The organism is Acinetobacter sp. RW6 (assembly GCF_041956835.1).
GTDB lineage: Bacteria > Pseudomonadota > Gammaproteobacteria > Pseudomonadales > Moraxellaceae > Acinetobacter > Acinetobacter calcoaceticus.
In genome coordinates this window covers 3,921,491-3,939,837 of the sequence record NZ_CP167121.1, presented here as the reverse complement: position 1 = coordinate 3,939,837, position 18,347 = coordinate 3,921,491, and the positions used below count along the sequence as shown (strand labels likewise).

Below are 18,347 nucleotides of genomic sequence, written 5' to 3'. Positions count from 1 at the left end.
GATGATTAAATTCTCTTGGCAACCCCTTTTTTAATATTAATGAAACAACAGTTCACTTTTTAATCAAAAATGCTAAAAATAGTCATTTTTTATATAAACATGGCTGTAAAAGCATCAATTTATCTAATATTTTTTCGTCTTGGTTCTTTTCCTGCCACCTAAGTGGGCGACAATCAATATATTCACAATATCCACCTTCACCTTGTAGACATTGTTCATTCCAACTTAATTGATATTGGAAGCTTCCCACATATCCAGCAGCCAATCCAAACTTGTAGTCGCCACGGCTTTGTGCATAAAGTTCAAAAATAATTTTGCCATTTTTTTTACACTGCCAAGAAAATTCTCTTGGCAAATACATCTCTTTATCATTGGGTGTTCTAACTTTTGGATAAACGCGATGGATATGTAAATTTACATCTTCAGTAAAGCTTTCAACAGGCTTACCAAATTCTTGAATATCTAACCTTGAACATAAGATGATATTCCACTGATTTCTTATTTGTGTAAATGTAAGCTGAGTGGTTTCATTTAAATTAATAATTTGGCATGTATAGAAACATAAAGATAAAAATGGTAAATGTAGAGCCCTTGCATGTTTAAAGCGTCCTAATCCTTCAACTTGATACTTTTGTCCTTTATAAAAAATTTCACCTTCACATAAACATAAGGTTGACCAATAGTCTGAGACTCCCCACTGTAATGCAGAAGTATTAGAGATATTTTCTGGAATCTGAAGAGTAAGATCACATCCCATTTCCGAGTCTAGTCGCTGAAGATGGATCTTTGGGATTTTCCACTCAATCAAATCTGTTTTATCAAACTGATATTGTTTTGAGTCAAACTGGCATTGCCGCCGAATAGAATAAGTTTTTAAATGTCCCACACTATGTTGGCTATTACTTACAAGTACAGTTGCAGTATCGATTGCCGAAGTCGTAATTGAGTGGGTGTTATAGCAAAGAGGAATGCGCGGCTGTCCAACCATACTAATGTAATTAAAATAGCGCAGTGGAGCCGGTAGATTTGGAAGGATTAAGCCTTGATAAACAATTTTAAAAAAGCCGCGAGAAGGTTGATAGACAACCCCCTCTTTGGCATTAAGGCCCAGCTGCTGTAATTGATTAATTTGATTCATCAACATAGGCATACCGAACCTCTTCTATTTTATGTTTTTATTGTTTCGTTACTCTTGCGTGCAAATAATGTCGTAACAAAACCAGATAGAGCATAGATTATTGAAACGGTTAAAATGCCCATTGGAATATTATAAGTGATTGCTGCAAAAATCAGTACTACTGGCAACATAACTACAAAAGGAACTCTTTTACGGTCCATTTGTTTGAAAGAGTAATATTTGATATTGGAGATCATGAGTAATCCCACAACAACCATAAGAACAGCATTAATGGTTTTAATCACAATATCACGTAAATCAAAAATGAAAGGATAGTCACGAGCAACCCACACTAATGAAATAATGATTATGGCAGCCAGTGGACTTGCAATTCCGATAAAATAACGCTTATCAACCACACCAATTTGCACATTAAAACGTGCTAAACGGAAAGCTGCACATGCTGTATAAACAAAACAACATGCCAAACCAATACGACCTAAATCATGCAAACTCCAGCTATACATAAGCATTGCTGGAGCTACACCAAAAGCCAATAAGTCTGAAAGTGAGTCATATTGCTCGCCAAAAGCACTTTGTGCACCAATAGCTCGAGCAACCCGGCCATCTAAACCATCGAGCAAAGCTGCAATAAAGATGGCATAAATAGCTTGGGTAAAATCCCCATTCATACTCGCAATGATGGAATAGAAACCAGACAACAAAGCGGCTGTCGTAATTAAGTTAGGCCAAAGATAAATTCCTCGGCGCTTCACTTTTTGTCCTTCCGGATTATCTTCTTCTTCAACCACTTCGAATGTAATCCCATCAAATGAATGTTCATTATGAGTTAAATCTTGCTCTGGTTTAGGCGCATTTGTCATTATTTTCTATTCCAAACATGTGCATTGATTTAAGTTAACTGTTATTCACCTACTAACCAGCGAACAGCAGCATGGCCACCAATTTCTTGCATACGTAGATGCGGGAATAACCACTGTAGGGCTTGGTCGGCTTGTTCAGAGAACTGCCAAGGTGGATTAATCACCAATAGACCACAACCATTTAAGCCTACAGGTGTATCATCTGGCCATACACAGATTTCACAAACCAATTGACGGCGAATACCTGTTTTGAACATTTTCTTTTCAAAACGCTCAATCATCGCTCGGTCTTTAATTGGATACCAAACTGCAAAAACACCTGTTGGCCATTTTTTATAAGCTTGTTGTAAAAGCTCAACTAATTGCGGAAAGTCTTTACGCTCTAATTCGTAAGGCGGGTCAATCATGACCAAACCACGTTTTTCTTTCGGTGGAATAACGCCGAGCAAGCCTTCGTATGCATCACGCTCATGTAAACCTGCACGTTTATCATAAATGTTATGTCGCAATTGCTCAAAAACATCACGCTGCATTTCAAACACGGTTGCTTTATCAATCTCACGCATACCTTGCAAAGCAAACCATGGTGACCCCGGATAACTACCCTTACCTTCTTCAGAACGTAACTGTTCTACTAACTTCAAATATTGCTGGATTGCTTCAGGTGCCTGACGCTTTTCCATTTCAGATATCTGAACTAGTCGATGAATGCCTGTAAGAAACTCTCCAGATTTTTGTGAAGGTGCCAGAGATAAATTATATTTTCCTGCACCTCCATGCGTATCGATATAACGATAAGGTTTATCTTTAGCATTTAAACGGTTGAGAAGCTGTAGCAAAAGCACATGCTTCATAACATCTGCAAAGTTGCCCGCATGGAAATGGTGACGGTAATTCATGTTGACTTTAATTCCTCAATTCAACAAATAGTTTAACATGAAAAAAATATTCTTTCGTAAGGTTGTGATCATCTAAAATAGAGCAGCTTGATATTTTTACGATCTACTCGAGGTTATATGCTCTCTCACCTGCTTCCGGACTCATGGGATCTGGATCAAATTCTGGATGACTTAAATACGCATGGCTTTGCTATTATTAATCAAGCCTATTCGGATCAATATCGCGCGCAAGTCGCCAAAGAGTGTAGCTATCATATTGATGAATTTAGAGAAGCTGGTATTCAAAATGGTGTGGTGAGCAATATTCGTAGTGACCATATTCTCTGGATTAATGATGAGCTCCCTATTGCTCAACAACATGTTGAAACTTTAACTTCATTTTCGCAAAGTCTAAATCAAGCATTCTATTTAGGAATTAAAGAAGTTGAAGCTCATTTTGCCCGTTATAATTTGGGTGAGTTTTATGCTTTACACCGAGACAATCCTCAACAAAAAAATGATCGGATTATCTCAACGGTCTATTATTTACATGCAGAATGGCAAGAAGATTGGGGTGGTCAATTACGACTACAAGATAAAAATGAGAAATGGCATATTGTTAACCCAGAACCCAATCGACTGGTGATATTTCAAAGCAACTTATTGCATGAAGTATTAACTTCAAAGCAACAAAGGCTTTCGATTACGGCTTGGCTTCGTAGCGGAAATTCTATCTGGGTTTAAAAGCTACTCTTTAAATTTAGTAAATGAACCCGATATAAATGCTATTGATCAAGAAGGACTAGGGCGTATGTCTATTGAAAGTAAAACGATTGTGAACAGAATTGGTGAGACAGATCAACTTTATTTGACTGAAAATACGCCTGAACTTGCTTTGGAGCGTGCCGATTTACGCTTGCAACTTGTCATATTAAGTCATGTTCGCCAAGAGCAGCTTCATTTTTTACAAGAGGCGATTGTTTTACTTGAACAAGCTCGTATGGAATATGAAGAAATGCCATTGAGTCTGTATCTCAATTTATCTTTGCATTTGGCTAAAGCCTATATGCTTTATTTTGAATTAAATAAAGAAAAACGTTTTGCGTTGATTACTCAACAAATTTTGAAGCCATTAGCCCACTATGAACATGCAGATATATATTTCTTCTTGGCTTATGCATCAGCAGCGCGAGAAGAGTCAGCACTAACCAGACATTGGTTAACTAAATATTTATCAACAACCCAATGTGATCTTGAGTTGCTTCACGCACATCCTGTCTTTAATTCGGTTCGCCAAGAACCATGGTATAAAAATTTAGTAAAATCAAAAACGCACTAAATATTTAATTTGAATCGGCCTGTTCTATATCTTATGTAAAACAGGCCTTATTTTTAATTTATCTCTTTACACTATCTTCATGTAATTGTTCATTCAGCTCATCAATAACCACAATCCATTCATCATCTTTTTCCCAATGGCTCTTTAAAAAATCGCTTTGGCCTTTTGACCAAAAAGAGGCTTCATGTAGTTTCTGATTAGCTGGCAATTGATGTGTTTTGATAAAGTTTTCGATACTTGCTTCATCCGAATCTAAACCCAGCTGATCAAATAAAAGTTCTAAAGTAGGTTGCTGCTCAAACATTGTTATTCTCCTATAACTTGTTTTAAATCATCTATTAACTAATCTAACAATAAAACCTTTTTATATGCATGATAGTGTCTATATTTTCTTGTTGTTTTTTGTGTTTGGTTGCGAATGATTGAATATAAAAAAGCACTCTAAAAAGAGTGCTTTTTTTAACTTATCAAAAAGATAAATTATTTCAACATGTCAGCAATCGCTGCACGTTCTTCTTCAAGCTCATTTAACGTAAAGTTAATACGTTCACGGCTGAATTCATCAATTTCTAAACCTTGAACGATTTTGTATTCGCCGTTCTCAGTTGTTACAGGGAAACCGAACATAACGCCTTCTGGAATACCATAAGAACCATCAGATGGAATACCCATAGTTACCCATTTGCCGTTTGTACCAAGTGCCCAGTCGCGCATATGGTCAATTGCAGCGTTAGCAGCAGAAGCAGCAGAAGACAAACCACGCGCTTCGATAATCGCAGCACCACGTTTACCAACAGTTGGAAGGAACACATCTTTGTTCCATGCCGCATCGTTGATTTTGTCTTTTAAGCTTTCGCCATTTGCAGTTGCAAAACGGTAGTCAGCATACATTGTTGGAGAGTGGTTACCCCAAACTGTTAAGTGTTCGATATCAGCAACTGCAACACCAGCTTTTTGAGCGACTTGAGTCAACGCACGGTTGTGGTCAAGACGCAACATAGCAGTGAAGTTTTTCGCTGGAAGGTCTGGAGCAGAGTTCATAGCGATGTAAGCGTTAGTGTTTGCAGGGTTACCTACAACTAATACTTTAACGTCACGACTAGCAACTTCGTTTAATGCTTGACCTTGACCGATGAAAATTTCACCGTTAACTTTTAACAAGTCAGCACGTTCCATACCAGGACCACGTGGACGAGAACCTACCAATAAAGCGTAGTCAGCATCTTTGAATGCAACTTTCGGATCATCAGTCCCGATCATGCCAGCCAATAAAGGGAAAGCACAGTCATCAAGTTCCATCATTACGCCTTTAAGCGCTTGTTGAGCTTTTTCAACTGGAACTTCAAGCAATTGTAAAATAACAGGTTGATCTTGACCTAACATTTCACCGCTTGCAATACGGAATAATAAGCTGTAACCAATTTGACCTGCAGCGCCAGTCACGGCAACACGAACGGGTTGCTTCATGTAATTGTCTCCAATGAATGTCCTTAATCTAGCTAAATAGGAATTCCATCTAACTAAATCATCATAAACGGCAAAGATTGTACTCTAAAGATGTGGCAGATGCATGTAAAAGCGACTCATTTTCACCAAAAGTCTGATAGAAAATACAAATTAATATTTACAAAAAGATTCAATGCATGGTCAGCATTTTTTTACGAAATGATCGCCATCTTTAGTAACTACCTTTAATCGTGATTTCACCTGGGCAATTTGATACCACATGATTTGCACATTGTTTATATTGGCCTTTTACCGTGTAACACACCTTCACTTCAGTTAAAACAACATCTGAACGCGATAACTGACAACTTAAACGAATACCATTTTGAGGCAAGGTCGGATTAAGACGAGTAAATTGCTGTTTTAAAGCTGACTGTTGAATTTCAACATTCGTCGAACTTGTGAGGCTAGCTGGAATTTTTAGACGTTCAGCAAAGTTAATGACTGTCCGGAAATATTGACTTGCATTCATAGGAACGCACCCACCTACATTTTTCCAAAGCTGCACACGGGCATTGTTATCAGGCATAACCCGCGCTACGACTTTAGATTGTAATGGAGAAAGAGTGGCCGAACTTTCTGTTGAACAATCGGTTTGATTTGTTTCTGGCATGAGGCCTGTAATTGTCAAAGAATATCCTTCGAGACATTTACGTTGTTTTTGTTTAGAGGGATCTAACGCACACGCGGCAGGTGTCATCTGCACATGCATGACATACCCCTGTAAATTAACAGGTTCGGCATGTAAAACGGAACTCATCAATCCCACCCCTGCACAGATAAGCCACCATGCAAGTTGCAAAATTGAACGAAGTTCCAAATATCTATATTTCATTTAATTAAAACTTGAATATGCCAATTAAAAGAAGATCCATCATCAACTACCTTAAACTTAAGGCGATGTACGCATTGGAATGACTTTCATACGTTGTGATAAAGATTGAGCCCCTTGACCCAATATCACCCCATAATGTGTTGCATTAGTCATAACATGCTTGACATAGTCTCTGGTTTCTAACAATGGGATTGTCTCTGTATATTGGTCAGCCGAAATTGATTGATAGTCCGGTTGCCAACGTCTCGCCCGATTAGGCCCCGCATTATACCCTGCTGTAGCCAAAACAGGGTTATTGCTTAATTGCCCCTGAATCATCGACAAATAAAATGTTCCATATCGAATATTGGTATTCATTTCATTTAATGCCGCTGGATTATAGGTTTCACCCATTTGACGTGCAATCAACTTCGCTGTATCAGGCATAATTTGCATAAGACCGCCCGCTCCAACGTGAGAACGTGCGGAGGTAACAAATCGGCTTTCTTGTCGCATTAAACCATAAGCCCACGCTGGATCAATTCCTGCATTGTAACTATGACTTACGACATTAGTCTTATGAGGCGTCACATAGCGATACGTATCATTATGTTTATTTGTTGTACGATCTGCTGCATAAATTGCACGGTCATACCACCCCATATCATGGGCACGCTTTGCCGCAGCTAACAACACACCATCATCATGTTGAAGATAAGCTTGTCGAACTGCCCAGTTCCATTCTCGGTTGGTATAGGTTGGATTTGCATTAATACGTCTTAAAGTAAAAGCACGATTAAAGTGAATATTCTGGTCTAAACGTCTTAAGTCACTTGCTGTTGGCTGATCATCGTAAGGTTGATGATTATAACGTTCACCCAAACGATCTTTTGCTAAAAGGTTGTGATAGTCATCACCACTTTCAGCCAATTTTTTATAAATACGTTGCGCAGTATTTTTCGAACTACTATCACCGCGCTGCTCTGTTGCACGAGCAAGCCAATATTGCCAACGATCTTCTTGTTTTTGTGTCACGGTCATACTATCAATGGCACGGATTAAACTTTCCCACGCACCAAATCGAATTGCCTGACGCGCATAAATTTCAGCTTCTTCCGGACTTAGAGGATAACCATAACTTGCATCAAAATATTGAAGAACCTCACGATTAAAATTATTTTTCATGATCGTGGTGCCACCAATATAAGCAACGGTTCGATATAAATACTTTTGTATATTCTCTGGTGTACCTTGAGCGACACGTTGTACGTTCGAAAAAGCGTTAGGTAAGTCATTATTAGCCAAACGACCTAATGCAAAAATCAAATAAGCATAGTCTGTATCATTTGTTTTAGGCGCACTCCACAAATAATTGAGTGGATTAGCCTGAATTTGGTTAAGCTGCGCCAACGACAAATTCATTCCCAAAGTCTGTGCGGTAGCAAGGGCCTGCCCTGTTAAACCAGAACGTAACTGCACCCAAAGACGCTGTTGTTTATCTTGCTGACTCATTAATGGACTAGATAACATCAAGCGTCCTAGACCTACACAAGATTCAGGTTGCGATTCGGTGGCTAGCCATACATCTTTGTATTCAGCAAAAACTAATGCATCACCGGTTTTCGCTCTCACCTGTGCCAATGCGCAATTTTCAGCCTGATCAGGATTAGTTACATAAGATAATAAAGGTTGTGCAGATGCGAAGTCAGCTTGTTTAACTTTTTCTTCTACATAATCGGCGGCTAATTTCTCAGCCATTGCTGATTGAGGGTAACGTTGAGCAAAACTTACAATCGAGGCTGAAGGTTGAAAGCCAAGATTGGTATTAAGTTTCCAATATTCTGGATAGTATCCCAATACATCATTTTGCATAGCAAGCTGATATTGGTCTAATAATGCTGTATTACCACTATTTGCAGCGTTTAATGCATCATTAAACTGCTCTTCGGCAGCATAGGTAAATGAACAACCAAGTAAACACATAGCTCCTAACCAGCTACGATGCATATATTTATTTTTCATTACACGACTATGGATTGATGAGCTCTTTCTACTTGGTCTCATAAATGTGTTAAACCCTGACTATTCACCTTCAGAGCATAGTTTAATTAGTCTTCGTGCTTTCTTTTGTTGTGTTATGTAACTCTCTGATTCAACATCATTAAAATTTACATAATTTACTTCAAAAAAACCGTGTCATGTTCTGAAGGTTTACTGTTATCGGTTCGGTCCAAATACTGCTATAATGAATGGTTTGACCCATTTTGGGCAAATTTATTCTTTTTTAGATCGATCTGTTAGGAGCCTGCATGACGGTTCAAACCTTCATTCCCAATGGTGCCAAAGCTGCCTCAGAAAACACTGTTACCCAGCCAACGCACACCACTGATGTTTCAATAAAAAAACTTTATATTGAAACTCAAGGGTGTCAGATGAATGAGTATGACAGTCACCGTATGGCAGACCTTTTAGGGGACTCTCACGGTTACATTTTAACGAGCAACCCTAGCGAAGCAGACATCCTGCTCATGAATACATGCTCTATCCGTGAAAAAGCACAGGAAAAAGTATTCAGTGAATTAGGACGCTGGCGCAAACTAAAAGACAAAAATCCTGATCTTGTGATTGGTGTTGGTGGGTGTGTTGCCTCTCAAGAAGGCGACAACATTCAAAAACGTGCGCCTTATGTGGATATGATTTTTGGTCCTCAAACATTACACCGTTTACCGCAAATGCTTGATCAACATAATGCTCAAGTAGAAAAACCCAAAAAAGATAAAATCAAACTGGTTGATATTTCTTTCCCAGACATTGAAAAGTTCGACTTTTTACCAGAACCACGTGTAGAAGGCTTTAAAGCATTTGTTTCTATTATGGAAGGCTGTTCAAAATACTGTTCTTTCTGTGTAGTTCCATATACGCGCGGTGAAGAAGTTTCTCGACCTTTAGACGATGTACTTGCAGAAATTGCAGGTCTTGCTGAAAAAGGTGTCCGTGAAATTTCACTTCTTGGACAAAATGTAAATGGTTACCGCGGTGAAACCTTTGAAGGTGGCATTTGTACTTTCCCTGAATTGTTACGACTCGTTGCAGAAATTCCGGGTATTGGACGCTTACGCTATACGACTTCGCACCCACTTGAGTTCTCTGATGAGCTTATTCAGTGTTATGAAGATTTACCTCAAATGGTGTCACATTTACACTTGCCGGTACAAAGTGGTTCGAATGATGTTTTAAAAGCAATGAAACGAAATCACACGATTGATGTTTATATCGATAAAATTGCGAAGCTACGCAAAATTCGTCCAGATATGCATTTATCAAGTGACTTTATTATTGGCTTCCCTGGTGAAACCGATGAAAATTTTGCAGAAACATTGAAATTTATCAATGATTTAGATTTCGATCATTCGTATAGTTTTGTTTATTCAAAACGCCCAGGCACACCAGCATCAGACTTGCCAGACACCACACCTGAGCAAGTTAAAAAAGAACGTTTAGCTCAAGTTCAAAAAGTAATTAAGCAGTCTAGTATTGAAAAAACAGATGCCATGTTAGGTAAAATTGAACGTGTACTTATTGAAAAAGTATCTGATCAAGACCCTAATATTTTAATTGGTACTGCTGACAATACACGTCTGGTCACTTTCGTTGGTGATGCAACTTGGGTTGGTCGTTTTGCAGAGATCGAGATTACTGAAATTAAAACTTTAAATTTTGTTTACGGTGAGCTCTTGAATCTTGAACCTGACGTGGCGTAATGTAGAGGTATTCTAAAGTCTACTGAAAGGTTTTCTCTTGACTGCAGCGATTCGACGTACCGTAACATTTCCTGAAATTTCAATGGAACGTTTAAAGAGCATTCTGGGTGCCTATAATGGGCACCTGAAGCAAATTGAACAGCGTTTAGATGTCAAAATTACTCATCGTGGAGATGTTTTTCACATAGATGGTGAAATTGATGCTGTTGGGAGAGCCGAAGCATTATTGCAACGACTCTACGAAGAGTCTGAGCTATCCCAGCAAATCAGTGCCGATCTATTACACCTCCTCATTCAATCTTCACAAACTGAACGCAATTTCGAGTTGGTTGGTGACGAAATGGATGAAAATGATGCGCCGCTCGATGTCTATTTCCAGACACGAAAAGGCCGCATTAATCCACGTGGTGCCAATCAAAAACGTTATGTACAACGTATTTTACAAAGCGATATTTCTTTTGGTGTAGGCCCTGCTGGTACAGGTAAAACCTATTTAGCAGTTGCCGCCGCCGTAGATATGCTAGAACGTAACGAAATCCAGCGGATTTTACTTGTACGTCCTGCTGTAGAAGCTGGAGAAAAGCTGGGTTTCTTACCTGGTGATTTAACCCAGAAAATCGACCCATATCTACGCCCTCTTTACGATGCCCTTTACGAAATGCTTGGCTTTGAAAAAGTTGCCAAGTTAATTGAGCGTCAAGTAATTGAAGTTGCGCCTCTTGCATATATGCGTGGTCGTACACTTAACCATTCATTTGTAATTTTGGATGAAGCTCAAAACACAACACCTGAACAAATGAAAATGTTCTTGACCCGTTTAGGTTTCGGCTCTCGTGCAGTGATTACAGGTGACATTACTCAAGTCGATTTACCTAAAGGTCAACAATCTGGTCTGGCACACGCACTTCGTGTACTTGAGAATATTACCGAAATTCATATTACCCGTTTCCATTCCCGCGATGTTGTACGTCATCAACTTGTTCAAAAAATTGTTGAAGCGTATGAAGGTTGGGATGGAGAACAACATCGTCTTAATGCTGAAGCTCGTGCTGAACGCAAAGCACGTCAAGAAGCGTTAATGACTGAAAACGATACAGCAGCAGACTTGCAACATCAGGATGCTTAAGGATTCATTTTGAAAATCAGTTTAAGTTTACAACAAGACTTCCTATCACCTGAGTTAGAGCTCAAACGAGCTCAACTCAAAAAAATCATTGAAACAACCTTACGCCACGTTGGTTATAAAGAAGATTGCGAAATTGGCGTCGCTTGTGTCGATTTAGCAGAAAGCCAACAACTTAATCTGCAATATCGAGAGAAAGATAAACCAACCAATGTTTTATCTTTTCCAAGTGATATTCCTGAAGAAGTTTTACCAATGCTCGATGCCTTTCCTCTGGGTGACTTAGTCATTTGTATTCCAGTTGTATTGCAAGAAGCGGTTGAACAAAAGAAAACAGCTCAAGAACACTTTGCACATTTATTAGTACATGGTGTTTTGCATTTACTCGGTTATGACCACGAAACTAGTGACGAAGAAGCTGAAGAAATGGAAGGGCTTGAAGTTGAAATTCTAGCAAAACTGAATATAGACAATCCCTACCAAGAACAGATCTAATCGTTATTGATTAGATGAAAAACATAGTCTGCCTTCAGGTGAGCTGTTGTTTAATGAACTAAAATCAATGTGGATAAGCTAAAACTTATCCACATTTTTTATTAATGCACTTCAAATTCAGCTTGAGCAGGATCGAAACGCCAAGTACGTACAATACGCAATTCAGAAATATCTTTCATATTGGTATCAAAATGCCCAAATGGTGCGCCGCGACGTACTGAAGACTTTGCAGCTTCATCCAATACCGAATGCCCTGAGCTCTCAAGTAACCGGATTGCACGAATCCCTCCTTGTGCATTTAAAATAACCATTAAACGGACTTCGCCTTTTAACTGTTGCAGTTTGGCTTCTTCTGGGTAATAGCGATTACCATACAACTCCACTTTTTCACGGAACTTATCTAAATAAGCAGCCGAGGCATCTTTTTTCGCCTGAATTCCATCTACTGTTTTTATTTTTTGCTGGCGGCTGAAATCTTGTCTGCGTTGTAAATATTGTGCTTCAAGGCTCGCAACCATCACAGCTTTTGCCTGAAATTGACTTTGTAATTGTTCTAATTCTTTTTTCCTTTGACTGGCGTCAGCTTGTTTTTGCCAACTCAAAACAGTCATTAAGACTTTTTCTTCAAATTTAAGCTCTCTTTGTTGCTGAACCTTTTGCAAACTTTCTAACTGCGCATCTCCAGTTGAAGCATCATTAGGCATAGGATTTGGTGTATCACTAGAGGTACGGTGGGCATCACGAAATGCGCCTGAACCTTGCTGGTCTGCTTGCGCCAAAAAGTCTGCCTGCTGAACTGGCTCATTGCTTGATCGAATTGAAATTGCAATTTCTTTAGTAGATTGTTCTGATGGGCTAGGCATCGCAAAGTGAATGAGCAACACAAAAATATGCAGTAAGACTGCCAATATTGTCGCAGCAATAAAAACTCGGTCTTGCCACCAATGATAAAAAGGCTCTATCGATAGACTTCTTTTGTTCAACATAATTTTAAAAGCATATAAATGCCTTATCCCCACGGTTTAATACCGAATAAAATATAAACTGATATTCAAATCTGGATAAAAATGTGATTCACTTCAAATATAGAGTTTTATCCATTTTCATTTTGTCAAAATGTATCAATTAAATTTGTTACACTGCAATATCAAAACTCGTTTTTTATCATAATAAAGATTGTGTTGGTTCTTAAGTAAATTATCTTCTGGAAGTTCTTTTATGCAAACGCTATTTTCCTCATTAGTCAGACGCCTTCAAAAAGTCTACCAAAAAGCTGAAGCATTCATTGAAGAAGAAAGAGATTTTACGCTATCACAAACCTTTCTGAATGCGACTTTACAGCGTTATGTCACCAATAATGTTGAGTTTTTAGACGACCTCCATGCCGATCTTTATCATGACTGGTTAAGGTTATATGCAACCATGCATGTAAAAGGCCTAGAGACGACATTATCTGTTGATTTAAAACTGATTCAGATGGAATTTAATAAAGAACAACAGCTATTAGTTTTTGAGCAAATTAGCAACACACAAATTATTGAAGCGAAATATAAAAACTTTTGGCAAAAGATTGCCATAAAAGCCGCAGTTTTTTACTACCATAAAATCTTGAAAAAAGATCCTTTAGGAATGATTCTTCAACGTTTTAATGTAGCAGAAGAACGTGATGAGCTCATATTTCTTGACCTCAACCGTTGGTTTGGTAAAAAAGCCAGTATCATCGAGACACTAGGTAAAGTACATGTAAATTACGCACGAGTTCGTGAAGCTGAGTTAGTCGTATTTGGAAATGTTAATTTAGCCGCCCTGCTTTTCCGTGATCAGGACGATGATTATGAAGATGAATTAGAAGATTCTGAAATCACGCCAATCCAGCAAAAAGATGTATAAAGCTGTGATGAATAAAAATGAATTAACTGCCAAAAAACACAAATAGATTACACATTTAGCATAAATCCTGATTTTTTCTCCATGATCAACAGGCATAATATGTTCAAGTTATAGATGCATCAGCACTGACTTTTCAGTCTGTACAAGGATATTTACTTATGGCAACAAAATTTCTGAAATCATTTGGCATCGCAACAGGTATTTCAACAACTTTGCTTTTTGCAGGCTTCTCAAGTCATGCACTTGCCATGAGCCCATTTCAGGCAAATTATCAGTTTACTTATAATAATAAAGGTATGGGTTCGGCGACACGTGCCTTAAGCCAGCAAGGTAATAATTGGACTTATAATTTCACTGCAAAAGCAGGTGGAATCGCTTCTGCAAGCGAAACAAGTAAATTTAGTTTTGCTAATGGTAAAATTGGATCTCAAAGTTTTAGCCGTACCAGCAAAATTTTGATTCATAACAACACCATGAATATTAACTTTAATCCAAACAGCAAAACTATTTCTACCAAGAAAGATGATAAAGCTCGTTCATTTGCTTGGCAGGCTGGTGTACTTGACGAGTTAAATGCAGAATTACAAGTTCGTGAAGATTTAAAAAATGGTTCACTTAAAACTTCATACCCTCTTGCCGATGCAAAAGAAGTTGAAAATCGTCGTTTTGTAAAACAGGGCAATGAAAAAATTAAAACCTCTTATGGCACCTTTGATACCGTAAAAGTTGTTTTAGAACATGGTAAACCAGACCGTAATACTATTTTCTGGTTAGCCCCTAAATTGGACTATTTACCAGTTAAAGTCAGCCATGTTGATGGTAAAACTTCTTATGGCCTGTTATTAACAAGTTATACGGGTAAAACGAATTAAAGCTTGCATTTTTTCGGATGCTTTTTAAAATACGCATTTGCTTTAAAAGCATCCGTCTAGAGGATTCTCCCGTGCACGCACTAGAACAGAAAATCTTAACAGAAGGTATCGTTCTATCTGATCAAGTCTTGAAAGTCGACGCTTTCTTAAACCACCAAATTGATCCTGTACTCATGCAGCAGATTGGTAAAGAATTTGCCGCTCGCTTTAAAGATGCAGGGATTACCAAGATTATTACCATTGAAGCATCAGGTATTGCACCTGCAATCATGGCAGGTTTGGAACTTGGTGTACCTGTAATTTTCGCTCGTAAATATCAGTCATTGACGTTAAAAGATGACTTATATCGCTCTAAAGTATTTAGTTTTACTAAACAAACTGAAAGCACAATTGCGATTTCAAACAAACACCTTCATTCAACTGATAAAGCATTAGTTATTGATGACTTCTTGGCGAATGGTCAAGCAGCATTAGGACTAATTGATTTAATTCACCAAGCAAATGCAGAAGTTGTCGGTGTAGGTATTGTGATTGAAAAATCATTCCAATCAGGTCGTGATTTATTGCTTGAAAAAGGCTACCGAGTTGAGTCATTAGCACGTGTTCTTTCTCTTACAGATGGTAAAGTTACCTTTGTAAAAGAATAAATTGTGCAAATAAAAAAAAGAGCGGATATCCGCTCTTTTTTTTATTTGTTTTTAAAGTACCCCTGAAAGCTTCTTAACAACCTCACCTAGACGCTTACCTTGTGCTTCACACAAAATCTTTTCATCCTGACTTAAGTTCTGGTCATGGCGGGGTCCGCTTACATGACTTGCCCCATACGGTGTTCCACCTGTTTTAGTATTAGATAAAGCTGGAATTGCATTTGGTAATCCCAAAATCATCATCCCGTGATGAAATAACGGCGGCAGCATCGTGAGTAAAGTACTCTCCTGCCCACCATGCATCGATCCAGAAGAAGTAAAAACACAAGCAGGTTTATTATGTAATGCCCCATTGAGCCAAAGACTAGTCGTTTGGTCCCAGAAATATTTCATTTCACTTGCCATATTACCGAAGCGAGTTGGGGAACCTAATGCCAGTCCTGCACAATTCGCTAGATCATCTAACGTACAGTAGATATCACCTTCTGCCGGAATGCTTGGCTCAGCTATTGTGACGACTGGAGCAATATTTGGCACTGTCCGAATTTTCACTGACATACCCGCAGACTCAACACCATTGGCAATTAAATGTGCCATTTCTTTTGTAGAGCCATATTTACTGTAATAAAGTACAAGAATGTAAGGTTGCATCGGTTTCATAAATTTTGTTAAAAAGAACACTATACGGTATTTTTTATTTTTTGGGCGAAACCAATCTTATGAAATTCTAGAGGTGATTGATTGTGTAGCATGAAAGGTAACACGAGCAAATTTCTCAAATTCGTTGGGTAAAAGGTTTATCGACTTTGTTGAATTTTATGCTCAGACAACAGAAAGCCAACTTTTTTGAAAAAGATTAGGGCTACAATTTTTTCTATAGCGCATAGTAAACTTACAGAACGACTTTAGTTCTATAAGTTATTATTTTGCTTTAATCTATGATTTGAGTTGTTAAGCTCATACTTTGATAAGCTATTAATCGCCCAACATGATGATTAAAAAAATCGGGATAGACGACGCATGTTACAACGTTTTTTAAGTAAGCTTCCTTTTTATAATAAAACCTGGTTTCAATTCGTTTTATATGTATTTAAGCGTTTTGAAGCTGATCGGTGCCGCGAACAAGCGGGCTCTCTCACTTACACAACTCTATTCGCAGTTGTGCCGATGTTAACGGTTTTTTTAGTAATTATTTCTTCAATTAAAGCGTTAGAACCTGCAAGACAACAGCTCCAACATTTAATTTATAGTAATTTTTTACCTAAGAGCACTATCGCATTTGATAAAGCGCTAAATGCTTTTACAGAAAAATCCAGCAACTTAACTGTTATCGGTGTGCTGTTTTTATTCGTCACAACCGTCTTAATGCTCACATCAATTGAAACTGTCTTTAATCGTATTTGGCGCGTAAAAGAAACTCGTAGTGGCATTATGGGCTTTATGCGTTATTGGACGATCATCTCTTTAGGTCCAATTATTTTAGGAAGCGCATTCGTCATTTCATCTACTGTCGCTTCCATGAACATTCTCAGCAATAACTTTGCTGGATATCAACTTGATGGATCATTCATTCTCTGGATGATTTCGTTTGTATTGACTATTGTTGGCTTTTTTATTTTGTATTGGACTATTCCGAATCGAACAGTTCCAGTTTATGCAGCCGCTATAGCTGCCTGCTTAAGTGCTGCACTTTTTGAAATACTCAAAAACTTATTTAGCTTTGTGATGTCAAATTTTACCAGTTATGAACTGATCTATGGTGCATTTGCAGCAGTACCCATTTTCCTATTATGGATCTTTCTCTCATGGAATATTATTTTACTCGGAGTAGAAGTCAGTTTTGCTTTAACTGCTTTTCATTCAGGTAAAGAGCAAAAACGACACCCTGTGCTCATGTTATTAGATATTCTTGAATTGTTTTATAAAAAGCAAAAACTGGGTGAAAGTGTAAGTGATAAAGAAGCCTTAGAAATTTTAGGTCGAGGAGAAATTGGACGCTGGCCCTCTTATGTACTTTTACTTGAAGAGCAAAATTTGATTAAGCGTACAGATAAAGATGAATATGTCTTAGTTCGTAATTTGTCTCAAGTCGACTTCTGGAGCTTTTTTACGGCTCTTCCATATCCACTCCCTTTACGCCAAGATGTCCAAAATGTGCATGATGACGATGAATGGATGGAAAAAATTGGTCCAGCTTTAGTGGAGTCTAATGACTATCTAGCTGCAAAACTTTCTATTCCCCTCTCCACAATTCTTGAAGAGAAATAAGTAGGTAGCAGCTTCTCATTTAATTAGTTGTACTCTAATTCTTAGCTCATAAAAAAACCCTATTATTGAAAAATAATAGGGTTAAAAATATCTAGCGGCGCAAATGAAATTACGCTTTTACAAAAGTTTCCCACACAAAATCTTGTGTTGCACCCTTTAATGTCATTTTCAACTGATCACCCGAGTGTAATGGTCCAACACCCGCAGGTGAGCCTGTCATAATCACATCACCCGGCTCTAATGAAAAAACCTGATTAATATCGGTTAACAGATCGCCAATCGTAAACATTAATAGTTCAGTATTCCCATCTTGACGTAACTCATTATTAATATGGAACGTGAATTTAGTTTCTTGCCAATTTGTAATTTCGCTCAAATCGACCCAGTCTGCCAAAACACAAGCACCATCAAAAGCTTTTGCACGCTCCCATGGGTGACCTTTAGTTTTCAGGTCATTCTGTAAATCACGCATTGTTAAATCAAGACCTAAAGTCACTGCCCCAATCGCTTTCAATGCTTTTTCAGGGTCCGTTTCACCTTTTAAAGGCTGGTCAATACGTAAAACTAATTCACATTCAAAATGACAACTGCCCCAAGCTGGATTCCATGAAATACCGTCATTTAAACCAATCAAGCTACTAGGTGGTTTAATAAATAATATAGGTCTGTCAGGCATAGCATTATTTAATTCTTTGACATGATCGGCATAACTTCTGCCTACGCAAACGATTTTTGAAGGACGTGTATTCATGA

The 18,347-nt window shown here is 38.1% G+C and carries 18 protein-coding genes and 1 pseudogene; 9 read left to right on the top strand and 10 right to left on the bottom strand.

The features are described from left to right. Positions 1-72: 72 nt before the first annotated feature. The 3 genes and pseudogenes from ACB088_RS18730 to ACB088_RS18720 form a co-directional block, all read right to left on the bottom strand. Positions 73-1,150, bottom strand: a pseudogene (locus ACB088_RS18730) (DUF6670 family protein). Positions 1,151-1,167: 17 nt separating this feature from the next. Further along, a complete protein-coding gene (gene pssA, locus ACB088_RS18725) occupies positions 1,168-2,001 on the bottom strand; it encodes a CDP-diacylglycerol--serine O-phosphatidyltransferase (RefSeq protein ID WP_375037672.1) in 834 nt (277 codons plus the stop codon). 41 nt (positions 2,002-2,042) lie between these two features. Beyond that, a complete protein-coding gene (locus tag ACB088_RS18720) occupies positions 2,043-2,900 on the bottom strand; it encodes a 23S rRNA (adenine(2030)-N(6))-methyltransferase RlmJ (RefSeq protein ID WP_003653584.1) in 858 nt (285 codons plus the stop codon). Between the two features lie 117 nt (positions 2,901-3,017). On the opposite strand from ACB088_RS18720, the gene ACB088_RS18715 reads away from it, so the two are divergent. Beyond that, positions 3,018-3,623, top strand: coding sequence for a 2OG-Fe(II) oxygenase (locus ACB088_RS18715; protein ID WP_205468506.1), 606 nt, complete (start codon positions 3,018-3,020; stop codon positions 3,621-3,623). A 67-nt stretch (positions 3,624-3,690) separates the two neighbouring features. Continuing rightward, the gene (locus ACB088_RS18710) at positions 3,691-4,218 is read left to right on the top strand and encodes a hypothetical protein (protein ID WP_092711060.1); all 528 of its coding nucleotides are present in this window, start codon (positions 3,691-3,693) and stop codon (positions 4,216-4,218) included. Between the two features lie 58 nt (positions 4,219-4,276). Here ACB088_RS18710 and ACB088_RS18705 read toward each other — a convergent pair whose 3' ends face one another. From ACB088_RS18705 to ACB088_RS18690, 4 genes are all read right to left on the bottom strand, one after another. Beyond that, positions 4,277-4,522 (bottom strand): DUF2789 family protein, encoded by a 246-nt coding sequence (locus ACB088_RS18705; RefSeq protein WP_375037671.1) that lies wholly within the window; start codon positions 4,520-4,522, stop codon positions 4,277-4,279. Between the two features lie 176 nt (positions 4,523-4,698). Further along, positions 4,699-5,685, bottom strand: coding sequence for a malate dehydrogenase (locus ACB088_RS18700; RefSeq protein ID WP_375037670.1), 987 nt, complete (start codon positions 5,683-5,685; stop codon positions 4,699-4,701). Between the two features lie 211 nt (positions 5,686-5,896). Beyond that, on the bottom strand, positions 5,897-6,559 hold the full coding sequence (locus ACB088_RS18695) for a ribonuclease I (RefSeq protein WP_092711057.1): 663 nt from the start codon (positions 6,557-6,559) through the stop codon (positions 5,897-5,899). A 57-nt stretch (positions 6,560-6,616) separates the two neighbouring features. Beyond that, entirely contained in the window at positions 6,617-8,560 is a 1,944-nt protein-coding gene (locus tag ACB088_RS18690; protein WP_375037669.1) for a transglycosylase SLT domain-containing protein, read from the bottom strand. Between the two features lie 287 nt (positions 8,561-8,847). Between ACB088_RS18690 and miaB the strand changes: the two genes are divergently transcribed. Genes miaB through ybeY form a run of 3 tightly spaced genes read left to right on the top strand, consistent with a single transcriptional unit; the run spans position 8,848 to position 11,917 of the window. Further along, positions 8,848-10,299, top strand: a complete 1,452-nt coding sequence (gene miaB / locus ACB088_RS18685) for a tRNA (N6-isopentenyl adenosine(37)-C2)-methylthiotransferase MiaB (RefSeq protein WP_045433034.1) — start codon at positions 8,848-8,850, stop codon at positions 10,297-10,299. A gap of 37 nt (positions 10,300-10,336) precedes the next feature. Then, complete coding sequence (locus ACB088_RS18680; RefSeq protein ID WP_003653596.1) at positions 10,337-11,425, top strand: PhoH family protein; 1,089 nt, start codon at positions 10,337-10,339, stop codon at positions 11,423-11,425. Positions 11,426-11,434: 9 nt separating this feature from the next. Beyond that, on the top strand, positions 11,435-11,917 hold the full coding sequence (gene ybeY / locus ACB088_RS18675) for an rRNA maturation RNase YbeY (protein ID WP_133747486.1): 483 nt from the start codon (positions 11,435-11,437) through the stop codon (positions 11,915-11,917). Positions 11,918-12,018: 101 nt separating this feature from the next. Here ybeY and ACB088_RS18670 read toward each other — a convergent pair whose 3' ends face one another. Then, positions 12,019-12,903: an energy transducer TonB gene (locus ACB088_RS18670; RefSeq protein WP_375037668.1), complete on the bottom strand. Its 885-nt coding sequence runs from the start codon at positions 12,901-12,903 to the stop codon at positions 12,019-12,021. A 232-nt stretch (positions 12,904-13,135) separates the two neighbouring features. On the opposite strand from ACB088_RS18670, the gene ACB088_RS18665 reads away from it, so the two are divergent. The 3 genes from ACB088_RS18665 (at position 13,136) to ACB088_RS18655 (ending at position 15,326) form a co-directional block, all read left to right on the top strand. After that, positions 13,136-13,807: a hypothetical protein gene (locus ACB088_RS18665; protein ID WP_375037667.1), complete on the top strand. Its 672-nt coding sequence runs from the start codon at positions 13,136-13,138 to the stop codon at positions 13,805-13,807. Between the two features lie 158 nt (positions 13,808-13,965). Next, complete coding sequence (locus ACB088_RS18660) at positions 13,966-14,679, top strand: DUF3108 domain-containing protein (protein ID WP_092711042.1); 714 nt, start codon at positions 13,966-13,968, stop codon at positions 14,677-14,679. Positions 14,680-14,750: 71 nt separating this feature from the next. Further along, on the top strand, positions 14,751-15,326 hold the full coding sequence (locus ACB088_RS18655) for a xanthine phosphoribosyltransferase (RefSeq protein ID WP_004639480.1): 576 nt from the start codon (positions 14,751-14,753) through the stop codon (positions 15,324-15,326). A gap of 51 nt (positions 15,327-15,377) precedes the next feature. On the opposite strand, the gene wrbA is transcribed toward ACB088_RS18655, so the two are convergent. Next, positions 15,378-15,986 (bottom strand): NAD(P)H:quinone oxidoreductase, encoded by a 609-nt coding sequence (gene wrbA, locus ACB088_RS18650; protein ID WP_199989507.1) that lies wholly within the window; start codon positions 15,984-15,986, stop codon positions 15,378-15,380. Between the two features lie 360 nt (positions 15,987-16,346). Here wrbA and ACB088_RS18645 point away from each other — a divergent pair, with 360 nt between their 5' ends. After that, on the top strand, positions 16,347-17,594 hold the full coding sequence (locus ACB088_RS18645; RefSeq protein ID WP_199989505.1) for a YihY family inner membrane protein: 1,248 nt from the start codon (positions 16,347-16,349) through the stop codon (positions 17,592-17,594). Positions 17,595-17,703: 109 nt separating this feature from the next. On the opposite strand, the gene ACB088_RS18640 is transcribed toward ACB088_RS18645, so the two are convergent. Beyond that, positions 17,704-18,345 (bottom strand): fumarylacetoacetate hydrolase family protein, encoded by a 642-nt coding sequence (locus tag ACB088_RS18640; protein ID WP_092711033.1) that lies wholly within the window; start codon positions 18,343-18,345, stop codon positions 17,704-17,706. Positions 18,346-18,347: the final 2 nt, after the last annotated feature.